23 protein-coding genes are annotated in these 24,907 nt (G+C 33.9%); 20 read left to right on the top strand and 3 right to left on the bottom strand.

Annotation, left to right across the window (positions count from 1 at the left end; genetic code table 11):
- Positions 1–175: 175 nt before the first annotated feature.
- The 6 genes from H0Z29_00275 (at position 176) to H0Z29_00250 (ending at position 5,193) form a co-directional block, all read left to right on the top strand.
- Positions 176–1,333, top strand: a complete 1,158-nt coding sequence (locus H0Z29_00275) for an ATP-dependent Clp protease proteolytic subunit (GenBank protein MBO8129936.1) — start codon at positions 176–178, stop codon at positions 1,331–1,333.
- 15 nt (positions 1,334–1,348) lie between these two features.
- Complete coding sequence (locus H0Z29_00270; GenBank protein ID MBO8129935.1) at positions 1,349–1,552, top strand: hypothetical protein; 204 nt, start codon at positions 1,349–1,351, stop codon at positions 1,550–1,552.
- Positions 1,553–1,673: 121 nt separating this feature from the next.
- Positions 1,674–2,261: a hypothetical protein gene (locus tag H0Z29_00265; GenBank protein MBO8129934.1), complete on the top strand. Its 588-nt coding sequence runs from the start codon at positions 1,674–1,676 to the stop codon at positions 2,259–2,261.
- Positions 2,262–2,462: 201 nt separating this feature from the next.
- On the top strand, positions 2,463–3,236 hold the full coding sequence (locus tag H0Z29_00260; GenBank protein ID MBO8129933.1) for a hypothetical protein: 774 nt from the start codon (positions 2,463–2,465) through the stop codon (positions 3,234–3,236).
- A gap of 231 nt (positions 3,237–3,467) precedes the next feature.
- Entirely contained in the window at positions 3,468–4,460 is a 993-nt protein-coding gene (locus H0Z29_00255) for an NAD-dependent epimerase/dehydratase family protein (GenBank protein ID MBO8129932.1), read from the top strand.
- Complete coding sequence (locus H0Z29_00250; protein ID MBO8129931.1) at positions 4,453–5,193, top strand: DUF1295 domain-containing protein; 741 nt, start codon at positions 4,453–4,455, stop codon at positions 5,191–5,193. Before H0Z29_00255 ends, H0Z29_00250 begins: the two co-directional genes overlap by 8 nt.
- Before the next feature lie 98 nt (positions 5,194–5,291).
- Here H0Z29_00250 and H0Z29_00245 read toward each other — a convergent pair whose 3' ends face one another.
- Positions 5,292–5,933, bottom strand: a complete 642-nt coding sequence (locus tag H0Z29_00245) for a SagB/ThcOx family dehydrogenase (protein MBO8129930.1) — start codon at positions 5,931–5,933, stop codon at positions 5,292–5,294.
- A gap of 125 nt (positions 5,934–6,058) precedes the next feature.
- Between H0Z29_00245 and H0Z29_00240 the strand changes: the two genes are divergently transcribed.
- Positions 6,059–7,807 (top strand): hypothetical protein, encoded by a 1,749-nt coding sequence (locus tag H0Z29_00240; GenBank protein ID MBO8129929.1) that lies wholly within the window; start codon positions 6,059–6,061, stop codon positions 7,805–7,807.
- On the opposite strand, the gene H0Z29_00235 is transcribed toward H0Z29_00240, so the two are convergent.
- Together H0Z29_00235 and H0Z29_00230 are read right to left on the bottom strand one after the other, a co-directional pair.
- Complete coding sequence (locus H0Z29_00235; GenBank protein ID MBO8129928.1) at positions 7,808–8,884, bottom strand: AI-2E family transporter; 1,077 nt, start codon at positions 8,882–8,884, stop codon at positions 7,808–7,810.
- Positions 8,884–9,396 carry a cyclic nucleotide-binding domain-containing protein gene (locus H0Z29_00230; protein MBO8129927.1) on the bottom strand — a complete coding sequence of 171 codons (513 nt, stop codon included), beginning with the start codon at positions 9,394–9,396 and terminating at the stop codon, positions 8,884–8,886. Before H0Z29_00230 ends, H0Z29_00235 begins: the two co-directional genes overlap by 1 nt.
- A gap of 94 nt (positions 9,397–9,490) precedes the next feature.
- Here H0Z29_00230 and H0Z29_00225 point away from each other — a divergent pair, with 94 nt between their 5' ends.
- The 13 genes from H0Z29_00225 to H0Z29_00165 all read left to right on the top strand — a co-directional run bounded on the left by H0Z29_00225 (position 9,491) and on the right by H0Z29_00165 (position 24,904).
- Positions 9,491–10,705, top strand: coding sequence for a peptidoglycan DD-metalloendopeptidase family protein (locus tag H0Z29_00225; protein MBO8129926.1), 1,215 nt, complete (start codon positions 9,491–9,493; stop codon positions 10,703–10,705).
- Positions 10,702–11,829, top strand: coding sequence for a hypothetical protein (locus H0Z29_00220; protein MBO8129925.1), 1,128 nt, complete (start codon positions 10,702–10,704; stop codon positions 11,827–11,829). Before H0Z29_00225 ends, H0Z29_00220 begins: the two co-directional genes overlap by 4 nt.
- A complete protein-coding gene (locus H0Z29_00215; protein ID MBO8129924.1) occupies positions 11,826–12,686 on the top strand; it encodes a hypothetical protein in 861 nt (286 codons plus the stop codon). Before H0Z29_00220 ends, H0Z29_00215 begins: the two co-directional genes overlap by 4 nt.
- A complete protein-coding gene (metG, locus tag H0Z29_00210; protein MBO8129923.1) occupies positions 12,673–14,556 on the top strand; it encodes a methionine--tRNA ligase in 1,884 nt (627 codons plus the stop codon). The genes H0Z29_00215 and metG overlap by 14 nt, the downstream gene beginning before the upstream one ends.
- A gap of 3 nt (positions 14,557–14,559) precedes the next feature.
- On the top strand, positions 14,560–15,318 hold the full coding sequence (locus H0Z29_00205) for a TatD family hydrolase (protein MBO8129922.1): 759 nt from the start codon (positions 14,560–14,562) through the stop codon (positions 15,316–15,318).
- A gap of 32 nt (positions 15,319–15,350) precedes the next feature.
- Complete coding sequence (gene rsmA / locus H0Z29_00200; protein MBO8129921.1) at positions 15,351–16,088, top strand: ribosomal RNA small subunit methyltransferase A; 738 nt, start codon at positions 15,351–15,353, stop codon at positions 16,086–16,088.
- 108 nt (positions 16,089–16,196) lie between these two features.
- A complete protein-coding gene (locus tag H0Z29_00195) occupies positions 16,197–18,749 on the top strand; it encodes an exopolysaccharide biosynthesis polyprenyl glycosylphosphotransferase (GenBank protein ID MBO8129920.1) in 2,553 nt (850 codons plus the stop codon).
- A 90-nt stretch (positions 18,750–18,839) separates the two neighbouring features.
- Positions 18,840–20,117, top strand: coding sequence for a serine--tRNA ligase (serS, locus tag H0Z29_00190; protein MBO8129919.1), 1,278 nt, complete (start codon positions 18,840–18,842; stop codon positions 20,115–20,117).
- Positions 20,118–20,121: 4 nt separating this feature from the next.
- Positions 20,122–20,754: a class II aldolase/adducin family protein gene (locus H0Z29_00185; protein MBO8129918.1), complete on the top strand. Its 633-nt coding sequence runs from the start codon at positions 20,122–20,124 to the stop codon at positions 20,752–20,754.
- Between the two features lie 27 nt (positions 20,755–20,781).
- A complete protein-coding gene (locus H0Z29_00180) occupies positions 20,782–21,486 on the top strand; it encodes a 1-acyl-sn-glycerol-3-phosphate acyltransferase (protein ID MBO8129917.1) in 705 nt (234 codons plus the stop codon).
- Positions 21,486–22,772 (top strand): DUF2851 family protein, encoded by a 1,287-nt coding sequence (locus H0Z29_00175; GenBank protein MBO8129916.1) that lies wholly within the window; start codon positions 21,486–21,488, stop codon positions 22,770–22,772. The genes H0Z29_00180 and H0Z29_00175 overlap by 1 nt, the downstream gene beginning before the upstream one ends.
- Complete coding sequence (rfaE2, locus tag H0Z29_00170; protein ID MBO8129915.1) at positions 22,751–23,248, top strand: D-glycero-beta-D-manno-heptose 1-phosphate adenylyltransferase; 498 nt, start codon at positions 22,751–22,753, stop codon at positions 23,246–23,248. The genes H0Z29_00175 and rfaE2 overlap by 22 nt, the downstream gene beginning before the upstream one ends.
- Before the next feature lie 72 nt (positions 23,249–23,320).
- Positions 23,321–24,904: a LysM peptidoglycan-binding domain-containing protein gene (locus H0Z29_00165; protein ID MBO8129914.1), complete on the top strand. Its 1,584-nt coding sequence runs from the start codon at positions 23,321–23,323 to the stop codon at positions 24,902–24,904.
- Positions 24,905–24,907 lie beyond the last annotated feature (3 nt).

Below are 24,907 nucleotides of genomic sequence, written 5' to 3'. Positions count from 1 at the left end.
CTTTAAATTTTTAATTAATATTTACAAATGAGATGTATAGGTAATGTAGTATATGTAGGTAGTTCGGTTATATTACCAAGAATGATAGTATAGGTAAAAAGTTCGTATATACTCGATTTATCGAAAATGGCAATAGAAAGGTTTAAAACTGATTTAACTTTACGGAAGTATGGTGATGTCAGGAAATAATCACATCGGTAAGGAATTGATAGAGAAAATAGAAGAAAAACGAAAAAGTAAAGTAATAGTGTATTTCACAGGGGACAGACATCCTTTTGGGTCACGTATTGCAGAAGACGCCGTGAGGCCATTGTATGATCATTTATTAAATTTAGAATTTAATGAAAATGATAAACGAATAGATATTTTTCTATATAGTAGGGGTGGAGATGTCAGTGTACCTTGGAGAATTGTAAGTATGATAAGAGAGTTCTGTGATGAATTTAACGTGTTGATACCCTACAGGGCGCAAAGTGCTGCTACTTTGTTATCTATGGGTGCAGATAATATAGTAATGGGGAAGAAAGCAGAATTAGGTCCGATTGATCCAACATTAGTTAAGGCTACGATAGGTGAAACTGCAGTGCCACCCCAGGAAATTGCTGTTGAAGATGTCAGTTCATTTTTATCATTTATAAAAGAACGAGCAAACATTAATGACCAAGACGCCGTGGCAAATATATTAAATTCACTGATCAACCAAATAGGCCCTCTGACATTGGGAAGTGTAAATAGACAACATCATCATATTAGACTTGTTGCTCGAAAACTTCTAACTTCACGACAAGAGAAACTTGATGAGGAGAAAATATCCACGATTATAGAAACATTAACGGAGAAGATCTACTCTCATGGGCACGCAATAGGGAGGCGTGAGGCAAAAGATATTGGCCTTCCTGTGGAATATCCGGAGGAAAAACTTGAAAATCTAATGTGGGAATTATATTTAAAATATGAGGACTTCTTAAAACTCAGAGAACCAATACATCCGGAGCTCATCCTCAAGGATAAGTATCAGTGTCAAATAGAAAATATGCCTATAGCGATTATCGAAAGTGCCAAAAAGCTCCATATCTTCAAAACAAATATTGAATTAAATAAAGAGAGAAATATACCACCAAATCCACAAATGAACATAAACTTGGGTTTGCAGCTACCGGCAGGTGTAAATATTCAGGAAATACCTCAACAAGTACAGCAAATTTTAAATCAACTATTAAATCAGGTATCACAGATGATACCAGGCATTGTTCAGCAGGAAATAGAGAGACAGTCTCCAGTTATAGGAATAAAAGGAAGAGCATTAGGGGGTAAATGGATTGAAGAGATATAAAAAGGAGGTGAAATCATGATAGAAAACATAAAAGTCTCTGTAAATATATTGCCTTTTGGCCACATGAGATTGATGATTAATTCAAGGAAAGAAAAGTTTGAGGAAAAGGAAATACCAATTTATGTAGAGCCCCAGTCAACAAATATAGAAAAGATAGAAATATCCTACGAGGAAAGCCTGAAAGAGTATAAAGTAGCTGAAACCACAGATGGCAGATGAACACCACTTCCGATAACAGCGGACATATGGCTACGCTTCACTCCGCCCAAATTCGAGGTAACCAAATTTCGCATGTTCGCAAAACGTTATTTGAAATCTCTATATAGTAGGTGTAAAACCAATGGATTATAGTGAGATTGTTAAAATTCTGAGTAATGAAAAAACTTGGGCGATAGTTGCAGCAATCTCGGGAGCTATTGCAGCAATAGCTGCGTTATTGACTGTCTATCATGCGAGAATTGCGTGGAAAGAACAGATAGGATCTAACCGACCATACTTCACAATCGCAGAACCTGGCATTAAACCACTGCCGCAAAGTCCACCGTATCGCATCCAAATCACTATGGAGAACATTGGAGGTCGTCCTGCATATGATTTATTGGGAAAGATTTACATCATAAATAAGAATCTGAAAAGCGGACCTCAGTTCACATTTGATTTCTCTGTTGCTAACGAGATACCAGTTAAAACGCCTACCCCATGGTATAATGACAGTCTTCAATTACCAACAAATGTGCCTCCCCAGTATATTATATTCGCAATCAAATATAGGGATCCAGTAATTGATAGATCCTTTACTCAGGTCTTTTTCATGAAGTGGGATGGTGTAATCAACGGACAGACTCATCCAGATTTTGTGCATGTGTCAAAGAATGAAAAAGAGAAGATAGCAGATCATATAAAAGATTTATTACGAGACTTTACATAACAGCGTGTTTGCGATTCGCTTCTTTCGCCAAAACCAACTTTGATGACTTCACCTATTTGCCTGCCGTTAAGCATCACTGCCCATTTAACAAGTTAGTATGTTTATAAGTGGACATAAGTGTTAATTTTCTTATTGGAAGAATTATTAATTGTTTTTTACATTTAAACAACATATTGATATAACAATATAAAGGGTTTGAAAATGAAGTGGCATGCATTAGTATTTTTAATTTTTATAATTTTTTGTATATCAAATTGTTCAAAAATTTCTTATTCAGAAGCAGAATTTAATTTAAAACCAAAGGCAATCGGAGAACAAGTTTTGGTTTTTAGGTATGGGAAAGGAAGTATATATTCAGAAATGGAAAATAGTGCCGTCATATTTACTATATATAAGAAGATTATAGATTCTAAAATGATTTTACACGTAGTTTTTGTAAACACAGGATACGATATGGTAAATATTTTTCCAGAAAATATTAAAGTCATAGGATATGATTCATTAAAATCTAAAAAAATATTTGAGATTCTTTCGACTGATGAATGTATTGAAAATATTAAATGTGATAAAATTTTAAATATTCTTTATAAATTTTACTTAGAATTCGGTAACCCAAATTTTGTAAATACAATATTAGAAGAGGATATTAAAATTAATACTGGATTAGGATCGAAATTTAAAGGCCAATTCTCACGTAGAAAAGATCTTTTGGAGGAAGGATTTACCGGTACTTTTAGTATCGAAAAATTTGATTATAATCCGTGGAAATACAAAAGAATGTGGAGTAATGTCAAAGAACTTGAGGAGGAAGCACGATATGAATATCTTGATCAGTTTTTATTTACATCAAATACTCTACTGGAGTATTCTTACATAAATGGTTGTATTTTGGTGAAAGTAGACTATAATTATTTATCCAAGTTATCGATAACAATTCCAATTGGGAATGAAAAACATACTTTTATTTATGAATAAAAGTGATTATAAAAATAACACTTCAATGACTGTTGTAAAATCGATCAAAGCCCATACCCCGTCTTTTTTGTTTTTCATTTCAAGAATTACGTTGAAAAATTTTTATAGTAAGAATTGGAATTTCCATTACCTGACAATCAATAAGTTATAAACACTTTTGATTAAATCTGTGCTTTCAGCTGTTTAAATCAATTAGTATGAAGAATTGAAGTTTTTCGGTAAATTTGCGAGGTGGGAGTAGTTGTTGCCGTTACAGGGGCATCTGGACATGTTGGAGTAAATCTGGTGGCTAAGCTTCTGGAATCTGGCTTTAAAGTAAGAGCCTTAGTGCATAAATCCATGCTTGGACTCGATGGGATTGGTTGTGAGATAGCAAGAATAGATGTTCTTAATAAGAAAAGTCTGGTTGATGCACTAAAGGGCGTTGATATAGTAATTCATACTGCGGCTACTATAACTGTCACGAAAAGCAAAGGCGAATATGTAAAAAAAGTAAATGTAGAGGGGACCAAGAACCTTCTCGAAGCAATAAGAAAAACCCACGTAGAAAAATTAATCTATTTTTCCTCCATCCACGCTTTTGATTATAAGAATTATGATGTGATAACAGAGTCTACAGGTTTGATAGAGGGAGGTAATTACCCCGATTATGACAAAAGTAAGGCTGAAGCTACAAAAATAGTTAGAAACTTTCAGAGAGGACATGATTTTGATGTGAATATTGTTTATCCAACAGCTATAATTGGTCCAGCAGATTGGAGGCCATCCTTCATTGGTCGGTTTCTAATTTCTCTTTATAAAGGCCACTTTCCGGCCCTGGTAAAAGGGGGATTTGATTGGGTTGACGTGAGGGATGTTGTAGAGTATACTGTCAAGCTGGTGGAGAGAGATTATAATGGGCAGGAGTTCATCTTCTCCGGAGAATTTCTATCTGTCAAAGAATTAGCTCAGTTGTGGGGAGATGTTAGCAATATTAAAGTGCCCAGATTTTGCTTTCCAATTACCTTTGCGGAGATTGGCGGTTTTTTCAATGAATTCTGGCATTCGGTTTTTAATGGGAAAGAACTGATTTTCACGCGAGAATCATTGAAAGCGTTGAAATGGAAAAACCGCATAGATAATAGTAAAACAAAAGAAATTCTCAGATATAAACATACGCCTATAAGAAAAACTATTGAGGATTTATTTAAATGGTTCAAAGACAAAGGGTTTCTAAATGGATAGTTTAGTTACTAAGCTGATCTGGATATGGATTGCTTTGGGGGCAGTTGTCTTTTTTGTGCTGCTTTTCAAATATACTGCTCCTTATGGGAAGTTTTATCGGGGAAGAAGAAGTGCAGGCTTACCTTCCAGAGTTGCCTGGTTTCTAATGGAGTTGCCATCATTGGTTATTCCTGTTTTATTTATTATAGTGTTCAAAGAGAATATAAATTTTTACATCTTATTAGTATCAGGTTTGTGGATAGCGCACTATTTTTACAGATCGCTTGTATTTCCACTGATGATAAAAAATAGAAGGAATGTTTCTCCAGCAATTGTGGGTTTAGGGATATTGTTTAATATCATAAATTCATTTTTCAATTTTTACCTGCTTTGCTCAAGCAATAACGAGCCCGTCCTTGTGAATAAAATTCCGGGGGTCATCCTTTTCATTGTTGGTTTCTACATCCATTTCAAATCTGATAAAATACTTATTGGGTTGAGGGGATATAGAGAATACGGCTACAAGGTCCCGCAAGGTTTTTTATTCAGATATGTATCGTGTCCGAACTACTTTGGTGAAATTCTGGAGTGGTTTGGTTGGTTTTTGATTGTTTCGAATGTGGCAGGCTTTTCCTTCTTTTTCTGGACGGTTATTAACCTGCTACCGAGGGCTTTGTCCAGTCATAAATGGTATAAGGAAAACTTTGAGAATTATCCTGAAAATAGAAAAGCTCTTATTCCCTTTTTGATCTAAAGGCTTCTGGCAAAATTTTTTGTCCAATAAAGTTTCAGGCATGAGAGAGGAGCTTAATAAAATTTCTTCGTTTTAGAGATCAGGGGTCAGATTTAATGTTATTTCATATACGACACAGGATGATTTAGCATTAGCTTTTGTGAATCTTTTAGTTTCAATATTTTTCTTAGTTTATCTTTGTCCATTGTCGCTCTTGGTACAGTTGCAAGGTTTCTGGATGCACAAAAGATCGATATATTCTGGGATACAATTCCCGCATCCATCGCTGCCCAGGTTAATTTCGTTGATTCATCTCCAAACCTAAATCTTGATAAGTCGGATACAAGTACGAGAAACACCGGAGCTACAGCCATATTTTCCTGTCTTCCAGCAACAATGTTCCTGTAATCACCATCAGTAATCTTTTCTAATTGATTTTCAAAAGCATTATAGAGATATACTGCTTCTTTTGTGACTACATATATGTCTATATCCTGCGCATTGATTGCAGATGGTGCAGTACGTTTTTTCTCTTCAGGGCGATTTACCCCGTTGGCAGCCCAGAGAAGATCTGATAGATCCTGAAGGCTTAAATCCTTTGTGTCAAATTCTCTTGTAGATTTTCTTAATTTGAATGCTTCCATTGTTAAACTTCCTTTCTTCATATCGGGTGGGTTTAGTTTGATGATTTCTGGTGCTTTAGAAAATGCAATTGATACAAATATGGATATAATTAGCAATGAGCAAAAATTTAACCTCATTATCACCTCCTGTAATTGTCATAGATTTTAAAATAATTTTCAGGTTTTTCAAAGGGATTGAGATACTTTTTCCAATCAATTCTATCCTTTTTTAATTTAAAACAGTTTTATATTTTATGTATGGAATGAATAAATCAATATTAAAATTAGCAGTAATTACACTTTCCATTATAGGAACAATATATCCATGGGAAAAGTATGATATTTTTTTTAAAGCCTCAGATATATTTAAAAGTCCGATAGAATACCGTATCCCATTTACGTATAATTTAATCGATTTTAAAACCGGATTCCTTTTTATGCCTTCTGTGAGAAGTTCCTTAAGACTTGATTCTACTGAGACGGAATTTCCCGGCTTCAATAATTTCAATTCAAGATTTTTAATATTTGCGGAGCTTGAACCTATTAAATACAATATTTTAAATAGACTTTTCAAACAAAATTTTATCGATATATTAATTGGCGTTGGTTTTTTTTATGGAGTAGGCCCAAGCAGGGTTGGTCTACCTTCTCACTGGCATAATAAAATCCCGGTATCTGGCCATGAAATGTTTTTTAAATCTGAGGCATATGGTTTCAAATTGACTCAGAGTTTTATATATCAGCTAAGTTATGTTGATATAATATTTACAAAATTGGATTATGCTAGCTTAATGGCATCGTTTTATAGAAATATTGAGGGGAAAAAATACCTGACAACAACGGGAAATTTACTATCTATTTCCTTCGGTTATCGTAGACTTTCATCTCAGGAATATGAATCAGGTTTCAGGAACTCAATCGGAATTGAATTCAGACTGAATTTTGATAAAATGAAGGAGGTTAATGATAAATATAATATTTCCCCGATCGATAGGATTAAATTGAACTCAATCTCTCTATTACTATCAGTTAGTTTTCTAAAGGGAGGTAAACCAACTGTTGGTGACGAAGGCAGAAAATTATATATATCCAGTAATTATTCACTTGCTAAAGCAAAATTTTTGGAATTTATAAAGAATTACCCAGAGCACCCAAAGGTAAAAAAAGCTGAATATATGATTGAGCTATGTAATGACAAAATTTCCACAATTCATATAGATAGTGCAGTTAGTAAGATTTATAGGGGGGAAAATTTAAAGGCGCTGGAGCATTTACAGAGCGCTTGTGTTTCAAAGAACCCTGAAATTTTGCGACAGGTTGATTCTATTTCCCTGGTAGCAATAAAAAAGTTTGAGAAAGAACTTGATAATTTGCTTGATAGAGGTAATTTTGATGAGGCATCGAAGGGAATTGAATTAGTTTTAAAATCTAAAGTAAAGGGTTCTGCAAAATATACAAGGAAATACATTGGTTATTATTATCTTAAGAGGGGTGAATTACTTGCTAAATATGGAATCTGGGGTAGAGCCACTGAATATTTTGAAAAGGCTGTCCGGTCTGATCCTTCCCTTAAGCCAAAAGTTAACGCCTGGCTGAAAAAGGTAGCTGAAGGGTATCTGTCTGATGCAGAAGCATTAATTTCAGAAAAGAATATTGAGCTTGCTATCGAGTATTTAAAAAAAGCTTCAAAGATAAGTGATGATATAAAACCTGAGATTCAGGATGTTGTGGATCTACTTCAGATTAAAATTGAAAATGAAAGAAATGCTGTTTCGAGGGAACAATTAAATAAATATAGGGCAAAAATTGTAAGTGTGACCAGTATGGAGATGATTGATATAGGGATGACCAATTCGGAAATATTGAAAATTGCTGGAGAACCAATTTTTAAATCTGTAGTTGAGGATAGGGTGAAAAATGAATATTCACTCTGGATATATTATCTATTACCGGAAGGAGAGCTCCATTTATATTTTCAAAACGGTATTTTATTTGCCATTGAGAAATATTAATTAAATAGATTGGTAGTTTTTTATACCCCAGGAAATTTCTGAAATCATTACTTTAACAACGCCGACGAAAGGAACGGCAAAAAGCATTCCTAGGGGACCTGCTAGTTTACTGCCTATAAGGACCGCCGCCACAACAGTAAGGGGATGCATATTAACGCTTTTAGATACAACAAGGGGTGATATTATGGTATTGTCTATCAGCTGAACTAAAATAAATGCTATAACAATCCATATTAGAACCATTAATAGATTTGGTGGATTTGTTATTATCGCAATTACGAGAGCTGGAATGGCTCCAACGACAGGTCCTAAATAGGGAATGAGGTTAGCAAGTCCTGCAAGCATCCCAACAAAAATAAAGTATGGAACTGGATTATTCAGGAATATATTGACAATAAATAGACCTATAGTTGAAAGAATACCAACGAGCAATGCATCGATAGCCTGCCCACGAAGATAGCTTGATACCTGATCCCCAATTTTATGCATTACGTTCAGGCTCAATTCAAAATATTTATTGGGTATCTGAGATATTAATGCCTTTTTAAATTTTCTTGAATCTTTCATTAAGAAAAAAGTTACAAATGGTATTATTACGGCCGTTGCTATAAGGGAACCGATATTTTTTAAAGCACTTAGGGAAGATGATAAAAGCTGGACAGAGTAATTATTCACCTTGGATATAATTTCATCGGCCATCTCTGGTTTGTTAAAATAGCGAGTGAAAAATTCTTCTAACTTTATTCTAAAAATAGAAATGGTATTTCCCTGCAACTTTCCAATAATAGCTTCTATTGATTTTATAATAACCGGTATTAAAAAACTTAGTGAGAAAGCTGTAGCAGCTATTATAAACAAGATGACTATTATTGAACCAGCTGTTCTTGATATACTGATGCTTTCAAAATAATCAACAATTGGACCGAATAACAAGCTCAATAACCATGAAATAATAAGTATTACTATGAAAGTTTTTGTATATGGAAATATTAAATAAATAGCTACGAAAGTAAGAACTACGATTATTATTCTTGTTAAAAATTGATAAAATTTTTCAGTTGGATTTCCATTGTTCATCAAATTTTCCCAGATTTTTTTCTTTCCTCAATTAAAAGTTGATTGGTTTTTTTTAATCGTTCCCCTATGATATTAGCAAGATTAAGTAATATTTTATTACCGAGTTTAGGCTTTCTTTTTAATAGATCAAGAAAATCAGGGCGGAAAAATCCCAATATTGCCGATTCTTCACTGGAGATTGCGGATGCACTTCTTGGTTCTTCCGCAAGGAGTGAAAGTTCACCAAAAAAATCTCCTTTATTTAAAATTGCTATAATGTTTTTGCCTGTTTCAGCTTTTTCATCGATAATTTTTACCATTCCTTTTACGATTATGTACATTCCAAGTCCTGGGTCTCCTTGATGAAAGATATGCTCATTTTCTCTGAAATGGCGGTAGTACATAATCTTTTCAACTTCCTTTAATTCTTTGTTCGATAGATTGTTAAAAAGTGGAATTTTTTTGAGGATCGAAAGGGAGTCTTCTTCATTTGATTTTTCAGTTTTTAAAATTGATTCCCAGATTGTTTCCATGATAAAGCACCCATTTGTCTATTTTATTAATATAATAAAATTATTAAAAAAATTTTATAACTTATTGGTGTTGATATAAAGAAATGATATTGAAATGAAAAACAAAGTTGTAATGGTTGCATTACTATTAATCTCGAGTCTGGAGGTTTTTGCTCAATTAACTGATAAAGAAATAAGAGCGATTGATAACCAGATAAAGGTACGAGAGCAGGAGCTTGAGAGAGTGAAAAAAGAGCTTAAGCAGTTCAGGAAGAAACTTGAATCTGAAAGACTAAAAGAAAGAGATTTGTTGTCTAAATTAGCGGATACTGAAAAAGAGATAATGATCATACAAAAGGTTCTGCGTGAGCTAAGGGAAGGACAAAAAAGGTGCGAAATTGAAATTCAAAGGTCGAGGTTGGTAATTAATGAGCTGAAGTATAAGCTTGATAAGCTAAAGGAGAATTTTGCGAAAAGGGTGGTTTATCTATATAAGAATGGCAGGACTCACGACTTGAGTTTAATCTTAAGTTCTAATTCGATAAATCAGGCTATTTATCGTTATAAATATCTCAATATACTTGCTGAAATTGATAGAAGAAACATAAATGAAATAAAGGATAACATTACCAAATTAGATAAAAGGAAAATTGTTTTAGAAAAGGAGCTTGAGCAGAGGGAAAAAATTATAAAAGAGAAAGAGAGGTATCAGAATAGAATCAGAAAGATTAAAAGGAGCAGAGAGAGACAGCTGGCTCAGGCAAGGAGAAATAAGAAATATTTAGCTTCAAAAGTTAAAGAAAAGGAAAAAGCAATAAAGGAATTACAGAATCTTATAGCTGATCTTGAAAAGGAAAGAGATAAAAGGCAGAAGGAAATTGATCGTCAAAGAGAGATTGCTGGAGTACGAGAGAAAGAGCCTTTCTATAGTATGAAAGGGAGCCTCATTTGGCCTGTTGAAGGTGAAATCATTGGAAGGTTCGGATTACATAAACACCCAAGGTTAAAGACCATAACTGAAAATCCGGGTATTGATATAAGAGCGAGAAAGGGTGCCCCAGTAAGAGCTGTTCTCGATGGTGTTGTAACAACCATTACATATATCAGAGGGTATGGAAATACCATAATAATTGATCATGGATCAGGATTTTACACGGTCTACACTCATGTAGACGAAGTATATGTGGCTGAGGGACAATATATTCGAATAGGTACAGTAATTGCATCTGTTGGTGATACTGGTTCACTCGAAGGTGCGTTATTACACTTTGAGGTATGGAAAAATAAGACGAAGCTAAATCCAGAAGAGTGGTTAGCTAGAAAGACATGAGCCTTTTTAACATTTTGGACAATGAAGAGCTGTTAAATAAATTTAAAATAATAATTTTCAGTAAAAGAATTTCCAATGCATATCTTTTGCATGGGAAAGATATTTCAAACATTGAAGCTATAGCTCTTGAATTTGCAGGGATGCTTTTATGTGAGAATAATGAATCGACACCATGTGGGTTATGTGAATCATGTACAAGGGTAAAGTATTTAGAACACCCAGATCTTGATTTTGTGTATCCCTTACCAAAAAGAGAAGAATCTCCTGGTGATGATCCTTTTAAGGGCGTATCAAATAGGATTTTTGATGAAATAGAGTCAATATTGCGTGAAAAAGCAGTAGATCCTTATAAAAAATTCCAAGTAACAAACGCACGCAGTATACCGATAAGTTTTATAAGAATGATACGTAAACGAGCCTATTTAAAACCGCAGGAATCATCAAGAAGAGTGGTTATTGTTTTTGATGCTCATAATCTAACAGAGCAAGGGAGCAATGCTTTCTTAAAAATACTCGAGGAGCCGCCTCCAGATACAACATTTTTGATTCTAAGTGATCATCCAGAGATGATTTTGCCAACAATAAAGTCGAGATGTCAACATGTTTACATCCCGAGTATCAATCATGAGGTATTGATATCAAAGCTAAGGGATATGGGAATAGAAGAGGCTATGGCAAATATTTTGGCAAGATTTTCAGAATATAATATTACACAGGTATATGAGTTGATTAATTACAATATTACTGATTTAGTTAACTATTCGATAAATCTACTCATTTCTGTAGCGAAATGGGATAAAGTGGAGATTAAAGAGAGAATAAATGAGCTGGTTGATTATTACAAGCGTGATAGAAAAAAGTTTTTTTTAATAATGAAGTGTATTCAATTCTGGTTCCGTGATGCTACTCTTTTATCCAGAGGTATAATGGAAGACATTATTTTGGCAGATAAGATAGATAGGCTGGAGAAATTCGTAAAGAATTATCCCTTTTTTAATGGTGAAGGGCTGTATAAAGCTGTGGATAATTGTATTGATTTACTGAAAAGTAACGTATATATTAACGTGGCGCTGATGAATATGATGTTTGAAATCAAGGAGAAACTTGGTAGGAAAGGAAAATGAAAGAGGAATTAAAACACTATATAAAAGTAAAATTTAAGAGTAGTAATAAGCAATATTATGAAAATCCTCTGGAATTACCAGTAGTTCCAGGGGATATGGTTATCGTGGAAGCGGATAGGGGAGAGGATATTGGTGAGGTATGTGGGATCAAAAGAAATGTAGATGAAGTAGAGGTTCCCAATGGTGAAAATTTCTGCATACTGCGAAAAGCTTATCTTTCGGATATGAAGACCAATGTTGAGAATAGAATAAAGGAAATATATGCTTTTGAATTTTGTAAAAAGAAAATAGAAGAGCTTGACCTACCAATGAAACTTGTTGAGGCTGAATATCGCTTGGATAGAAAAAAACTTACTTTCTATTTTACTGCCGATGATAGAATCGACTTCCGTGAGCTCGTAAAAATTTTAGCAGCGGAATTTAAAACAAGGATTGAAATGAGGCAGATCAGTTCCAGAGAGGAAATAAGGAAAGCTGGAGGATTTGGTCCGTGTGGATTCCCAATTTGTTGTAGGCAGTGGATAACAAAATTTGAACCTGTGATGACAAAGCACGTAAAAGACCAAAATTTACCTATGAATCCAGTTAAGATATCAGGGGCTTGTGGTAAACTGAAGTGTTGTTTTCGGTATGAGTATGATATGTATGCTGAAGTATTGAAAAACTATCCTTCATATGGATCAAAAGTAGAAATTGATGGAAAGCAAGGTTATATAGAAAAGATAGAGATTTTTCAAAAATTGGTTACCATTAGATTTGATGACGAGAATTTTGAAGATTATCCACTGGATGAATTAGGGAAATCGATAAAGGTGTTAGAAATTTATAAAGAGGAAGAAACAAATGAGGCAGAATAAATTCTATGTTACGACTCCAATATACTATGTAAATGATAAGCCTCATATAGGTCATGCATACACTACTATATTAGCTGATGTATTGTCACGATTTTACAGAATGATGGGTTATAAAACCTTCTTTCTAACTGGTACGGATGAGCATGGTCAGAAGGTACAGGAAGCAGCGAAAGAAGGTGGCATTAGTCCTCAGATCCATTGCGATAGGATGGTGATTCATTTCCAGGAAGCATGGAAAAAGCTCAACATTCAGTATGATTTTTTTATAAGGACTACAATTGATTTTCATAAAAAAGTTGTACAGGATGTGTTGCAGGAATTATATGATAAAGGGGAGATATATCAGGGTGAGTATGGGGGATATTATTGCGTCGGGTGTGAGAGATTTTATACCAATAAAGAGCTTGTAGACGGATTATGCCCTCAACATTTAGTAGCTCCTGAGTATATTAAAGAGAAAAACTACTTTTTTAAAATGAGTAAGTATCAAAAATGGCTTATTGATTATATAAAAGCCAACCCACAGTTTATTCAGCCTGAGACAAGGAGAAATGAAGTTTTAGGATTTTTAAAGAATCCTCTGGAGGATTTATGTATTTCTCGTCCAAAGAAGAGGCTGGAATGGGGTATAGAATTACCATTTGATAAAGATTATGTCACTTATGTATGGTTTGACGCTTTACTAAATTATATATCTGCGATAGGTTATAAGATTGATAATGAAAAATTCAATAAATGGTGGCCCGCTGATTATCACCTTATAGGGAAGGATATTGTTACGACACATTGTGTATATTGGCCAACTATTTTGAAAGCTATAGGTCTCCCAATGCCTCGCACGATCTTTGCTCATGGATGGTGGCTTATTGATGAGACTAAAATGTCCAAATCACTGAAAAATATAGTTAAACCTCTCGATATAGCAGATAAATACGGTGTTGATGCCCTTAGATATTTTCTAATAAGAGAAATGGTTTTGGGGCAGGATGCGAATTTTAGTGAAGAACTTTTCATCTCAAGATATAATTCTGACCTCGCGAATGATCTTGGAAATCTTGTTAATAGAATTTTTACATTGATATCAAGACACTATGAAGGTAAAGTTCCGGATGACTCATATGTGACAGATGAAGAACAGCTTTTAAAGGAAAAGTGTATAGAAATGACTAGTGCGGTTTTTCATAAAATAAAAGAATTAAAGTTGAATGAAGCGGTAGATATTATTATGACATATATAAGATATATAAACAAGTATCTTGAAATTCGAAGCCCATGGCATCTTGTTAAAATTAATCTTGATGAGGCAGGGACAGTTCTATATTATGCACTGGAGGGATTAAGAATTTCAGCGGAAATGTTATCCCCTGTTATGCCTGAAAAAATGAAGAAGTTATTAGATACTATTCCTACACGTTCAGGTTCCAATGCTACAGATTGGGGAAGATTGGCAGTAGGTGATAGACTTGATAAGGTGGGACAACTATTCCCGAGAATAGTTGAAGAAGTTAAAGAGGAACAGAAAAGCGGTGAAAAAGGGACTGAAATGGAATACATCACAATAGACGATTTTAAAAAAGTTAAATTAGTTACTGCACAAGTTTTGGAAGCGGAAAAAGTGAAGGATACAGACAAGCTTTTGAAACTTAAAATCGATACTGGTAACCAGGTGAAGCTAATAGTTGCTGGAATTGCAAAATATTATACCCCTGATTCACTAGTTGGTAAAAATGTTGTGATAGTCGATAATTTAAAGCCGGTAAAAATTAGAGGAATAGAGAGTCAGGGAATGTTGCTTGCTGCCAGCAGAGATGATAAGCTGACTATCTTGACTACTCTTGAGGATATAGATCCTGGAACGGAAATTAGTTGATATATGTTAATAGACACGCACTGTCATCTAAATTTACCGCCCTTGATTGAAGATATAGACGAGGTTATAAGTAGGGCTATAGATAGTGGTGTACAGAAGATTATTTGTCCTGGTATTGATATGCAGACTTCTGTTAAAGCATTGGATTTATCAGAAAGGTATGATATTGTTTATCCTGCCTGTGGTATTCATCCTCATGACTCGGGAAGGTTGAAGTCCGGTTGGGAAAAGGAGCTTGAGCAGTTAGCCGGTGATGATAGATTTGTTGCAATCGGTGAAACAGGTCTTGATTTTTATAGAAATTATTCTACTGTTAAAGACCAGAAGAAAGCTTTCATGTTTCAATTAGAGCTGGCAAGGGAATTTGGTAAACCAGTTATAGTTCATAATAGAAAAGCTGATGCGGAGATTGAAAAAATTGTGAAAGAGGTTGGCTATTTTAAACTTGTTTTTCACTGCTATTCTTCGGATTTATACTTTACTAAAAAGTTTCTGGAATATGATGTATTTTTTTCTTTTACGGGTAGTATTACCTACGGTAGAAAGAAGACAATGGAAGTGTTAGATTTATTACCAATTGATCGTATTATGGTAGAGACAGACGCACCATATATAATACCTGCTGGTGTTAAGGTGGAATATAATGAGCCTAAAAATGTGGTTTATGTTGCCAAAAGACTTGCTGAATATAAAGGGATACCTTACGAGGAGGTATGCCATTTTACTACTCAAAATGCAATTGAATTTTTCCACCTAAAATGATAAGACCTAAAAAAAGTCTAGGGCAGCATTTTTTGATTGATAAAAATATCATTAGGAAATGTATACGGGCAATTAATCCAGCTGAAGGTGATATATTTGTTGAAATTGGTCCGGGGAAAGGGTCTCTCACTAATGAATTGGTCGAATATGGAGTTGAGATAATAGCAATTGAAATAGATAGGAATTTATGTGATTTTTTAATTGAAAAATATTCTTGTAATTCAAATATAAAGATAATTAATGAGGATATTCTCAAATTTGATTTTGAAAATATTTTTGAAGATGGGATTAAATTGAGAGTTGTTGGCAATATCCCTTATAACATAACCAGTCCCCTGATCTTTAAGCTTATCGAAAACAGAGAAATTATTAAAGATGTGCATTTAATGGTACAAAAGGATGTTGCTTTGAGATTAATAGCAAAGCCCGGGACAAAGGAATATGGAATTCTATCTGTCATTTTGGGCCTTGTAGCAGATATTGAAAAGTTATTTGACGTTTCGAATAAATGTTTTTATCCTTTTCCGGAAGTGATGTCATCTTTTATAAAAATCGAATTTAAAGACATGAAAATTGAAGGAAATTTTTACAATGACTTTAAAGAAATCGTTAAGATTAGTTTCAATAAAAGAAGGAAGACATTAAAAAATGCATTAAAAGATTTTGTGATAGATGAAAATAAATGTCCAATTGAGCTATCAAGACGGGCGGAAACTTTAACTCCGGAAGAATTTATTTTGCTTACAAAATTTTTAATAAATGGATATTGAAAAATATAAATTTGGTAGTTATATTAAAATAGTTTGTCAGGTGATTTGAGAAAAATTGTTACAAATTATATAAATATAGCTCCTAGGTAAAATAAACGAGTCAAATAGATGGATGTAATTGTTTATATAAAATATTTCATAATTGTTGTTGTAACTCTTGCTGCGTCATTTGTATATACAAGGATAGCAAGGGCAGTTGCTACGAGATACCATATTGGGGATGTACCCGGACCAAGAAAGGTTCATAAAGTTTTTATACCATACCTGGGTGGTGTTGCAATATATCTTTCTTTTCTAACAGGGCTGTTACTACTCTTAGTGTTACTTAGGAATACGATTGGTGGTGTTCCTAAATATTATCCATATTTGCTAATACCGTCCTTCCTTGCTGTTCTTGTAGGATTGTATGATGATTTGAAAAAATTAGGTTTTGCAACAAAATTTTACGCACAGATAATTATTAGTATTATTGTAGTTATAAGCGGTTTTGAGGTTCGCAGTGTATGGTTGCCCCTAATTGGTAATATATCTCTTGGATATTTAAATCCATTTTTTACTGTGTTGTGGATAGTATTCTTTATGAATGCTTTAAATCTGCTGGATGGGCTGGATGGATTAGCATCAGGTGTTTCAACGATAATATTTACATGTTTTGCAGTTATCTCTTTTTACCACGGGAATGATTTTCTGGGGATATTAAATATTATCTTAATTGCATCAAATCTTGGATTTCTAAGATATAATTACCACCCTGCGTCGATATTTATGGGAGACTCAGGTTCGCTGTTTCTGGGATATACAATATCGATAATGTCATTAGAAGTTGGTAAGAGGATTGGGAATAGCATAGATTTAGCATTAATTTTAACAATTATGGCTATTCCTTTTCTTGATACTACAATATCATTTTTCCGTAGAGCGAGTAAAAAGTCACATCCGTTTCTTGCTGATAAAGAGCATATTCACCATAGATTGATGTCTATCGGTTTTTCGCATCTAAATGCTGTTAGAATAATATACTTTTTTAGTATAATGGCGGGTTTAATGGGGATTGCTTATACATTTGTTGATGATAAAGGAGGTATTACTATACTTTTGGTTGGCGGAATCCTTGCCGGTCTTTTGATCAGAAGATTGGGATATGTTGAGATAGAGAAAAATCTAATAACTGTTGAAAATGGGAATGAGAATGGTAAAATAAATAGCCTTCTGAACGGTAATGGCGGAAGCACAAAGAAAGAACCCCAGTTTTTTGATAAAGACGAATTTGTACAGACGCTAATATTTATTGTAAGTGATATCTTTTTTATTGTGCTTTCATTTTTACTGGTCTATTATTTATGGTTTTTGAGAATGTATCCTGTAGAAAAAATGTCTGATTATGAAACGACGCTCTGGTGCGTTTGGTTTGTTATTTTCTGGGTTTCTTTGATTGGTCTGAATGATTTGTATAAAATAGAATGGGATGTAAGCAGGGTAGATATGTTGTATAACGTGCTAAAGATTGTTGCCTTTGGTATTCTATTGTTCTGGTTTCTGGAGTATAGCATAGAGTTTCCGTTTGGTAAATCAAAAAGAGCATTATTGCTTTATGGATTTGTTCTTTTTTCAGGGATAGGTTTTGGAAGATTATTGATAATAACAGTTTTAAAGAATAGAGAGATACTTGGATTTAAAAGAAGACCAACATTGGTAGTTGGTGGTGGCAGGCGAGTTAAGAGATTAATTGATGAAATTAAAAGTATACCAGAGTTAAAATTTGATATCGTTGGTATAATTGATGAAAAAAATAGTCCCAGAATTGGAGAAAAAATTAATGGCGTAGAGATAATCGGGGGTTATAATGAAATACCTGAAATTGTCGCAAGAAATAAGATAAAAGAAGTGATTATTGCCCTTGATGATCCTGGCGGTGAGGATATAATAGATTTGATTGCTTTATTTAATAAGTACAAAGTTTCAATAAAGCTGGTACCGGATTTTTATAATCTTTTGTCGGGGTTTAAAACAAGCCATATTTATGGCATATCTTTAATACGTTTCTTTGAATCCAATATGAAAACGTGGGAATGGTTATTCAAAAGATTGATAGATATATTAATCTCATTATTTGTATTAGTAGCTTTTCTTCCGATATGGGTGATTATCGCAATTGTTATTGTTATTGATTCGCCTGGCCCGATTTTTTACAAACAGAAGAGAGTTGGGAAAAACAAAAAAGAGTTTAATATGATAAAATTCCGCTCAATGGTAAAAGATGCGGAAGAGTTAACTGGTCCAAAATGGGCAGAAAGAGATGATCCAAGGATAACCAGGGTGGGCAGGATTTTGAGGAAATTTGGGCTTGATGAGGTGCCGCAGTTTTTTAATGTTCTGATGGGTGACATGAGTATAGTTGGCCCAAGACCTGAGAGACCGTATTTTGTAAATGAATTGGAAAAGAAGGTAAGATTTTATTCTCGTCGATTGATTGTAAAGCCCGGTATAACTGGCTGGGCACAGATTAAACATAAATATGATGAAACGATTGATGATGTAAAGGAAAAGCTACGATATGACCTTTATTACATAGGAAATATGTCGGTTTTGCTTGATTTAAAAATAATTGTCCAGACAATTTTAATGGCACTTAGAAGAAAATATCACCACAGAAGAATATAATCAAAGCACATCTTAAATAATTTTATTATCTGGAAAGAAATAAAAAAATTGATAACTTTTAACGTGTTAATTTAAAGAGAGGAATATAGTATGCTGGATTTAAAAAAAATAAGGCAGAATCCAGAAAAATACATTGAGGGATTGAAGAAAAAGGGTGTTGAAGGAGAGATTGAAAAAATATTAAATAAGGATGTTAGAAGGAGAGACATTATAAGGGAGATTGATGAATTAAGATATATGAGAAATAAAGTGTCAAGAGAAATTGCGGAGATAAAAAAAACAGGAGAAGATGCTACAGATAAAATAAGGCAGATGCGTGAAGTTGGTGAAAAAATAAAAAAGTTGGAAGGGGAACTCAAAGAAATAAGCGACCAAATTGAGGATACACTATCAAATATTCCTAACATTCCCCATCCATCTGTTAAAGTAGGCTCAGGACCAGATGAGAATATTGTAATAAGGCAACATGGTTCAAAACCAGAATTTGATTTTGAAATTAAGGACCATCTTGAATTAGGAGAGTCGCTTGGAATACTCGAATTTAAAAGGGCATCAAAAATTTCAGGGACTGGGTTTCCCATGTTTATAGGAAAAGGAGCAAGGCTTGAACGAGCTCTAATAAATTTTATGCTTGATTATCATATTGAAAATCATGGCTACAAGGAAGTTTTCCCTCCGTATCTGGTGACAAGGGAATCTACCTTCGGGACGGGACAATTACCAAAGCTGGAAGAAGATATGTATAGGATAAGTGAAGACGATTTATTTCTGATTCCAACAGCAGAAGTGCCTGTTACAAATATTCATAGAGATGAGATAATTCCTGAGAAGAAGCTTCCAATTAAATATGTCTCATACTCAGCATGTTTTAGAAGGGAAGCTGGGTCTTATGGTAAAGAGACGAGGGGGCTTATTCGTGTACATCAGTTTAATAAAGTAGAGCTTGTCCATTTTACGACACCAGATGCCTCTTATCATCACCTTGAGTTGATATTGTCTGATGCCGAGGAAATATTGCAGCTATTGGGATTACATTACAGGATTGTAGAACTATGTACCGGGGACTTGAGTTTTGCGGCGGCTAAATGTTATGATATAGAAGTCTGGGCACCAGCTACTGGAAAATACCTGGAAGTATCGAGTGTAAGTAATTTTGAGGATTTTCAGGCAAGGAGAGCAAATATACGATACAGAAGATCGAGCGACAATAGAGTTGATTATGTACACACTCTAAATGGTTCTGGAGTAGCCACACCAAGGCTAATGGTTGCATTACTGGAAACCTATCAGACGGATGAGGGGACAGTATTTATTCCTGAGGTATTGCAAAAATATGCAGGATTTTCGATAATAAAAAAAGGGGAGTAAAATAATGTCAGCTTATAGTAAGAATGAGTTGGAGCTCAGAAAAAAGATATGTGAGGTGGGCCAGAAATTATATAAGTATAGATATATCGTGGCCAGTGATGGTAATATAAGTGTTCGACTTGATGATAAATATTTTTTGATTACTCCATCTGGCATGTGTAAAGGAGAATTAAGTATTGATGAAATAATAAAAATGGATTTTGAAGGAAATGTTGTAAATCAGACAGATTTAAAGCCGTCCATTGAATACAGACTTCATCTTTTTTCGTTGAAAGAGAATAATAAAATAAATTGTATTATCCATGCTCACCCGCCCTATTCAACCATTTGCGCTGTCTCCGGTATTTCTCTTGATGGATATATTTTGCCTGAAACCTTTGAATTCGGAAATGTTCCACTTGTAGGATTCAGTCCACCAGGTTCACTTGAACTCGCTAAAAATGTCTGTGATAAGTTGAAGCTAACAAACGCAGTGTTATTAGCCAACCACGGACTTGTGGTGGCAGGATGTAATATAAAGGAAGCATATTACAATCTTGAGAGGGCGGAGTTTTCATTTATGGTTTTATACTTTGCCAAACTATATGGGCGGGTAAATTATATCAGTGATCATGAAATTATGCAATTAAATAAGTAGGAGGATTAAATCTAAGGTATTTAAGAAGTGATTAGGGTAATATTAATTTTATTTGTTATGACCATACTTTTAATCATTCCTGGTCTTATTGTAATAATTGTAGACATTTTTGATAGAAAGGGCTGGTTTCATAGTGTAATGATGCGAATGTGGGCTCGAGCTATTTTGAAGACTGGAGGTATAAGAGTGGAAATAAAGGGTTTGGAAAAAATAGACAGGACTAAGAGTTATGTAATAGTTTCAAATCATGAAAGTGCGCTTGACATCTTGGTAATAGCTGCATATATACCGTTAAATTTCAGATTCCTTGCCAAAAAAGAGTTATTTCGTATACCTTTACTTGGATGGATATTAATGTCTGGAAGACACATATCAATTGACAGAGAGAATCCAAGGAAGTCTGTGGATGAGATAAATAAAAAAGTGGGTAAAATGTTTAAGAAAGGTGTATCCACCATTGTATTCCCTGAAGGAACAAGAAGCGTGACTGGAGAGCTTCTTCCTTTTAAAAAGGGTGCTTTTGTATTGAGTTATAAATTTGGTGTTCCTATCTTACCCATTGCTTTAATAGGTACTGGAAAAATAACTCCGAAGAGAAAAATTGATATTAAACCTGGTAAGGTTGTTATTAGAGTATTGGAGCCACGGTGTGTAAAATCGGAAGAGGAGATAGAATCCGTAAAAGAAGAAATAAGAAGAGAAATTGAGCAAAACAAAAAATTAATCATATAATGATACCTGAAAGAGAACTATGCTCGCTATGGGAGGAGTATTCTAAGAGTTTTCCAATACTATCTCTAAAAGATGGAAGGAGGATTTGTATAGTTTCCTTAGGATTGAAAAATAAAGGAAAAGGTCCAGATTATAAATCTGCGATTATAATGGTTGGTAATAAAATGTTAAAAGGTGATATTGAAATTCATATAAATTCTGGAGATTGGTATCTTCATAGACATGATATGAATCCCAATTATGAGCATGTTATATTGCACCTAGTTGTTAATGATGAAGGTATACCAATTAAGAATAGAAAAAATAAAAATGTACTTACTGTTCAATTACCAAGGGAATTGATCACGGAAAATCAGCAGATAGGGAAGTGCAGGGAGAAAGTTATAGATTACAGTAAAATAAAAAATTATATGAAGAATTTGGGTTTAGGGAGAGTCAAAAAAAAGAGTATCAAATTTACCGAAGCAATTAATAATAGAGTCCCAAATCAGGTATTATATGAATATATACTTGAAGCTTTTGGTTATAGCCAGAATCGGGAGGGATTTTACCTTCTTGCAAAGATAGTTCCTATAAATATATTATATTCAAATATAGCTTATTTCAAAAATAAATATAGAGAGATCGTTATAATTGAATCACTGTTACTCGGTGCAAGCGGGATGCTATCGAAGTGTACGGAAATAAATCATGAGTACACAATTGTCTTAAGGAAAATATGGAATAGTGCAAGAAGAAATTTTAATCTAAAGGTTGTTGATTTTAACAACTGGGATTTTACATCGATTCGTCCTTATAATAGCCCATTTATACGAATACTTGCTCTATCACAAATTATTTCAAAGATATATCCAAAATCCTTTATAGATGTTTTAGTTGCGAATTTTTGTAGCAAACGAGAAGTAGATGAAAAAATAGAATGGTTTTTTAATTTGTTTCAAAATCCTGTGTATTTCTGGCGTAATCATCCATTACTGGGAGGTATGGGTTTAAGAAAATTAATGGGCAAAAGTAGAGTTAACGATATATTAATAAATGTAATTCTGCCATATCTTCTTGCCTTGGTTAATATTAATGACAAAATTGATTGCAGAAATAATATTTTTCAGTTAATGGAGAATGTGAAAGTGGGAGAAATTCCCAATAAGATACTCAAAATGATTAAGAGCCTTAATATTAAGAAGAATGACATTAGCTCGAATCTTGAACTACAGGGACTGATAGATTTTAATTTTTTGTATTGTGATAAAGATTTGTGTAGATTATGTCCATTGGAGGATTTATGAATAGCTCAATTCTTCTATCCGAAGATGATGTGGTGAACTTACGTGAAAAGTATAAAAGGGAAGGTAAAAAATTAGTATTTACCAATGGCTGTTTTGATATAATTCATGTTGGACATATAAAACTACTAAAGAAATCAAAGCAAATTGGCGATATATTAATTGTGGGGTTGAATAGTGATGATTCTGTAAGAAGATTGAAGGGAAAAGGGAGACCAATAAATAAAATAAAAGATAGAATAGAAGTGCTTTCGGCAATTAGATATGTGGATCATATAATAGTTTTTGATGAGGATACTCCATATAATTTAATAAATAGGTTGAGGCCCGATGTTTTAGTTAAAGGCGGAGATTATAAACCGGATGATGTGATTGGTAGAGATATTGTTGAGGGAAATGGTGGTGAAGTGGTAATACTTCCATTAGTTAAAGGTCAAAGTACCACAAAAATACTAGATAGAATACAAAAATATTTATGAAATCTTGACAATTAAGTATTTACGGGATAATTTTAATATGATTATTTAAATGTTTTCGTAAATGAGGTGATTATGAAAAAAATATGGCTAATAATAATTTTAATTTCGGCATCGCTATATGGTTTAAAAAAGAGTGATTCTTACGTAAATGATAATATTTCTGGAAATACTGAATCTGAAAATGCGGAGATTTCAGTAAAACTATTTGACCTATTGATAACAGAGGCGAAGACGTACTATGCGGATGCATTGATTTCTCAGTTCTATGCTGATTCACTCGGTATGAATTTTTATGTTGAGAAAGTATTATCTGTCATAACGGAAATTGGAGAGCTTGATACCTTAACAAAGGTTCAAAAGAACGAGTTTGATAGGTTCTATCAAAAGTTTACAAGTGATTTTCAAGATATCATAAACTCAATGAACGGGGATACAAGTTTTGTCGATGTGAATATGGTAAAAGACGAGATATCAAGAGAGTTTGTAGATACAGTCGATGTTGGGAATGATACTTTAATTGTACTTGAAGATGAGCCAGGACATTTGCCTGTAGTTTTAAATAATAAAATAAAAAGGATAATAAAATTTTATTCAACAAGAGAAAAGAAAAATTTTCAAAAGTGGTTAAATAGGGCAGGTCGATATAGAGGCATAATAATGCCAATTTTACGGGAATATGGTCTTCCACCTGAGTTATTTTATCTTGCTATGGTAGAAAGTGGATTTAGTCCCTTTGCATATTCGAATGCACACGCTGTAGGTCCATGGCAATTTGTAGCAGGAACGGCTGCTCGTTATGGATTGAGAAGGAATTGGTGGATAGATGAGAGGCGTGATGTTATTAAATCAACACATGCAGCAGCACGATATTTGAGAGATCTTTACGAGGAATTTAATGATTGGTTTCTTGCTATTGCGGCTTATAACTGTGGAGAAATGAATGTACTAAGGGCTATTAGAAGGGAAGGTACAAGAGATTATTGGAAGTTAAGGACAATTCCGTTACAAACGAGGAACTATATACCGAGCATGATGGCTGCTATTATTATTGCTAAGGATCCAGAAAAATATGGATTTGAAAATGATCCAATGCCACCTTTTAAATGGGATGAGGTGGTTCTTGATAAAAGCTATGATCTGGAATCAATTGCAAGAGTTACAGGTATTTCCGCAAAGACCTTGAGAGAGTATAATCCAGAACTGAGAAGGTGGATGACGCCACCTAATGTAAAAGAATATGTACTTAGGGTTCCAAAAGGGAAGGGTAAGCTTATTGCAGAGAAGATTAAGAAGATTCCATCTATAAAAACCGGAACAGAATGGGTTGTTCATAGAGTTGGTAGAGGACAAACTCTCTGGCATATAGCAAGACGATATGGAACTTCTGTATCAGCTATAGTAGCTGCCAATAAAATACGTAATGAAAACCAGATAAGAATCGGGCAGAAACTTCTAATTCCAGTTGGTAAGAGGAATTATGATTATGCTGGCAGACGGAGAGTCGTGCATATAGTGAAAAGAGGTGAGTCTTTATACTTAATCGCTAGAAAATATAAGGTTACAATTAATCAATTGAAATCGTGGAATAATCTATATGGTTCGAGATACATATATCCAGGTCAGAGACTATACATTTATAAGTCCTATGGGAGTTGATAC

This window comes from Candidatus Neomarinimicrobiota bacterium, assembly GCA_017656425.1.
In the GTDB taxonomy this organism is placed as follows: Bacteria; Fidelibacterota; UBA2242; order UBA2242; family B5-G15; genus JACDNV01.
The sequence above is the reverse complement of the archived record's forward strand: the minus strand, read 5'-3'. Positions and strand labels throughout refer to the sequence as shown.

What these genes read in the sequence shown, in the direction of transcription:
- H0Z29_00275 (MBO8129936.1), top strand. Translation starts at nt 176, where the DNA reads ATGTCAGGAAATAATCACATCGGTAAGGAATTGATAGAGAAAATAGAA.
- H0Z29_00270 (MBO8129935.1), top strand. Translation starts at nt 1,349, where the DNA reads ATGATAGAAAACATAAAAGTCTCTGTAAATATATTGCCTTTTGGCCAC.
- H0Z29_00265 (MBO8129934.1), top strand. Translation starts at nt 1,674, where the DNA reads ATGGATTATAGTGAGATTGTTAAAATTCTGAGTAATGAAAAAACTTGG.
- H0Z29_00260 (MBO8129933.1), top strand. Translation starts at nt 2,463, where the DNA reads ATGAAGTGGCATGCATTAGTATTTTTAATTTTTATAATTTTTTGTATA.
- H0Z29_00250 (MBO8129931.1), top strand. Translation starts at nt 4,453, where the DNA reads ATGGATAGTTTAGTTACTAAGCTGATCTGGATATGGATTGCTTTGGGG.
- H0Z29_00245 (MBO8129930.1), bottom strand. Translation starts at nt 5,933, where the DNA reads ATGAGGTTAAATTTTTGCTCATTGCTAATTATATCCATATTTGTATCA.
- H0Z29_00240 (MBO8129929.1), top strand. Translation starts at nt 6,059, where the DNA reads ATGAATAAATCAATATTAAAATTAGCAGTAATTACACTTTCCATTATA.
- H0Z29_00235 (MBO8129928.1), bottom strand. Translation starts at nt 8,884, where the DNA reads ATGAACAATGGAAATCCAACTGAAAAATTTTATCAATTTTTAACAAGA.
- H0Z29_00230 (MBO8129927.1), bottom strand. Translation starts at nt 9,396, where the DNA reads ATGGAAACAATCTGGGAATCAATTTTAAAAACTGAAAAATCAAATGAA.
- H0Z29_00225 (MBO8129926.1), top strand. Translation starts at nt 9,491, where the DNA reads ATGAAAAACAAAGTTGTAATGGTTGCATTACTATTAATCTCGAGTCTG.
- H0Z29_00220 (MBO8129925.1), top strand. Translation starts at nt 10,702, where the DNA reads ATGAGCCTTTTTAACATTTTGGACAATGAAGAGCTGTTAAATAAATTT.
- H0Z29_00215 (MBO8129924.1), top strand. Translation starts at nt 11,826, where the DNA reads ATGAAAGAGGAATTAAAACACTATATAAAAGTAAAATTTAAGAGTAGT.
- metG (MBO8129923.1), top strand. Translation starts at nt 12,673, where the DNA reads ATGAGGCAGAATAAATTCTATGTTACGACTCCAATATACTATGTAAAT.
- H0Z29_00205 (MBO8129922.1), top strand. Translation starts at nt 14,560, where the DNA reads ATGTTAATAGACACGCACTGTCATCTAAATTTACCGCCCTTGATTGAA.
- H0Z29_00195 (MBO8129920.1), top strand. Translation starts at nt 16,197, where the DNA reads ATGGATGTAATTGTTTATATAAAATATTTCATAATTGTTGTTGTAACT.
- serS (MBO8129919.1), top strand. Translation starts at nt 18,840, where the DNA reads ATGCTGGATTTAAAAAAAATAAGGCAGAATCCAGAAAAATACATTGAG.
- H0Z29_00185 (MBO8129918.1), top strand. Translation starts at nt 20,122, where the DNA reads ATGTCAGCTTATAGTAAGAATGAGTTGGAGCTCAGAAAAAAGATATGT.
- H0Z29_00175 (MBO8129916.1), top strand. Translation starts at nt 21,486, where the DNA reads ATGATACCTGAAAGAGAACTATGCTCGCTATGGGAGGAGTATTCTAAG.
- rfaE2 (MBO8129915.1), top strand. Translation starts at nt 22,751, where the DNA reads ATGTCCATTGGAGGATTTATGAATAGCTCAATTCTTCTATCCGAAGAT.
- H0Z29_00165 (MBO8129914.1), top strand. Translation starts at nt 23,321, where the DNA reads ATGAAAAAAATATGGCTAATAATAATTTTAATTTCGGCATCGCTATAT.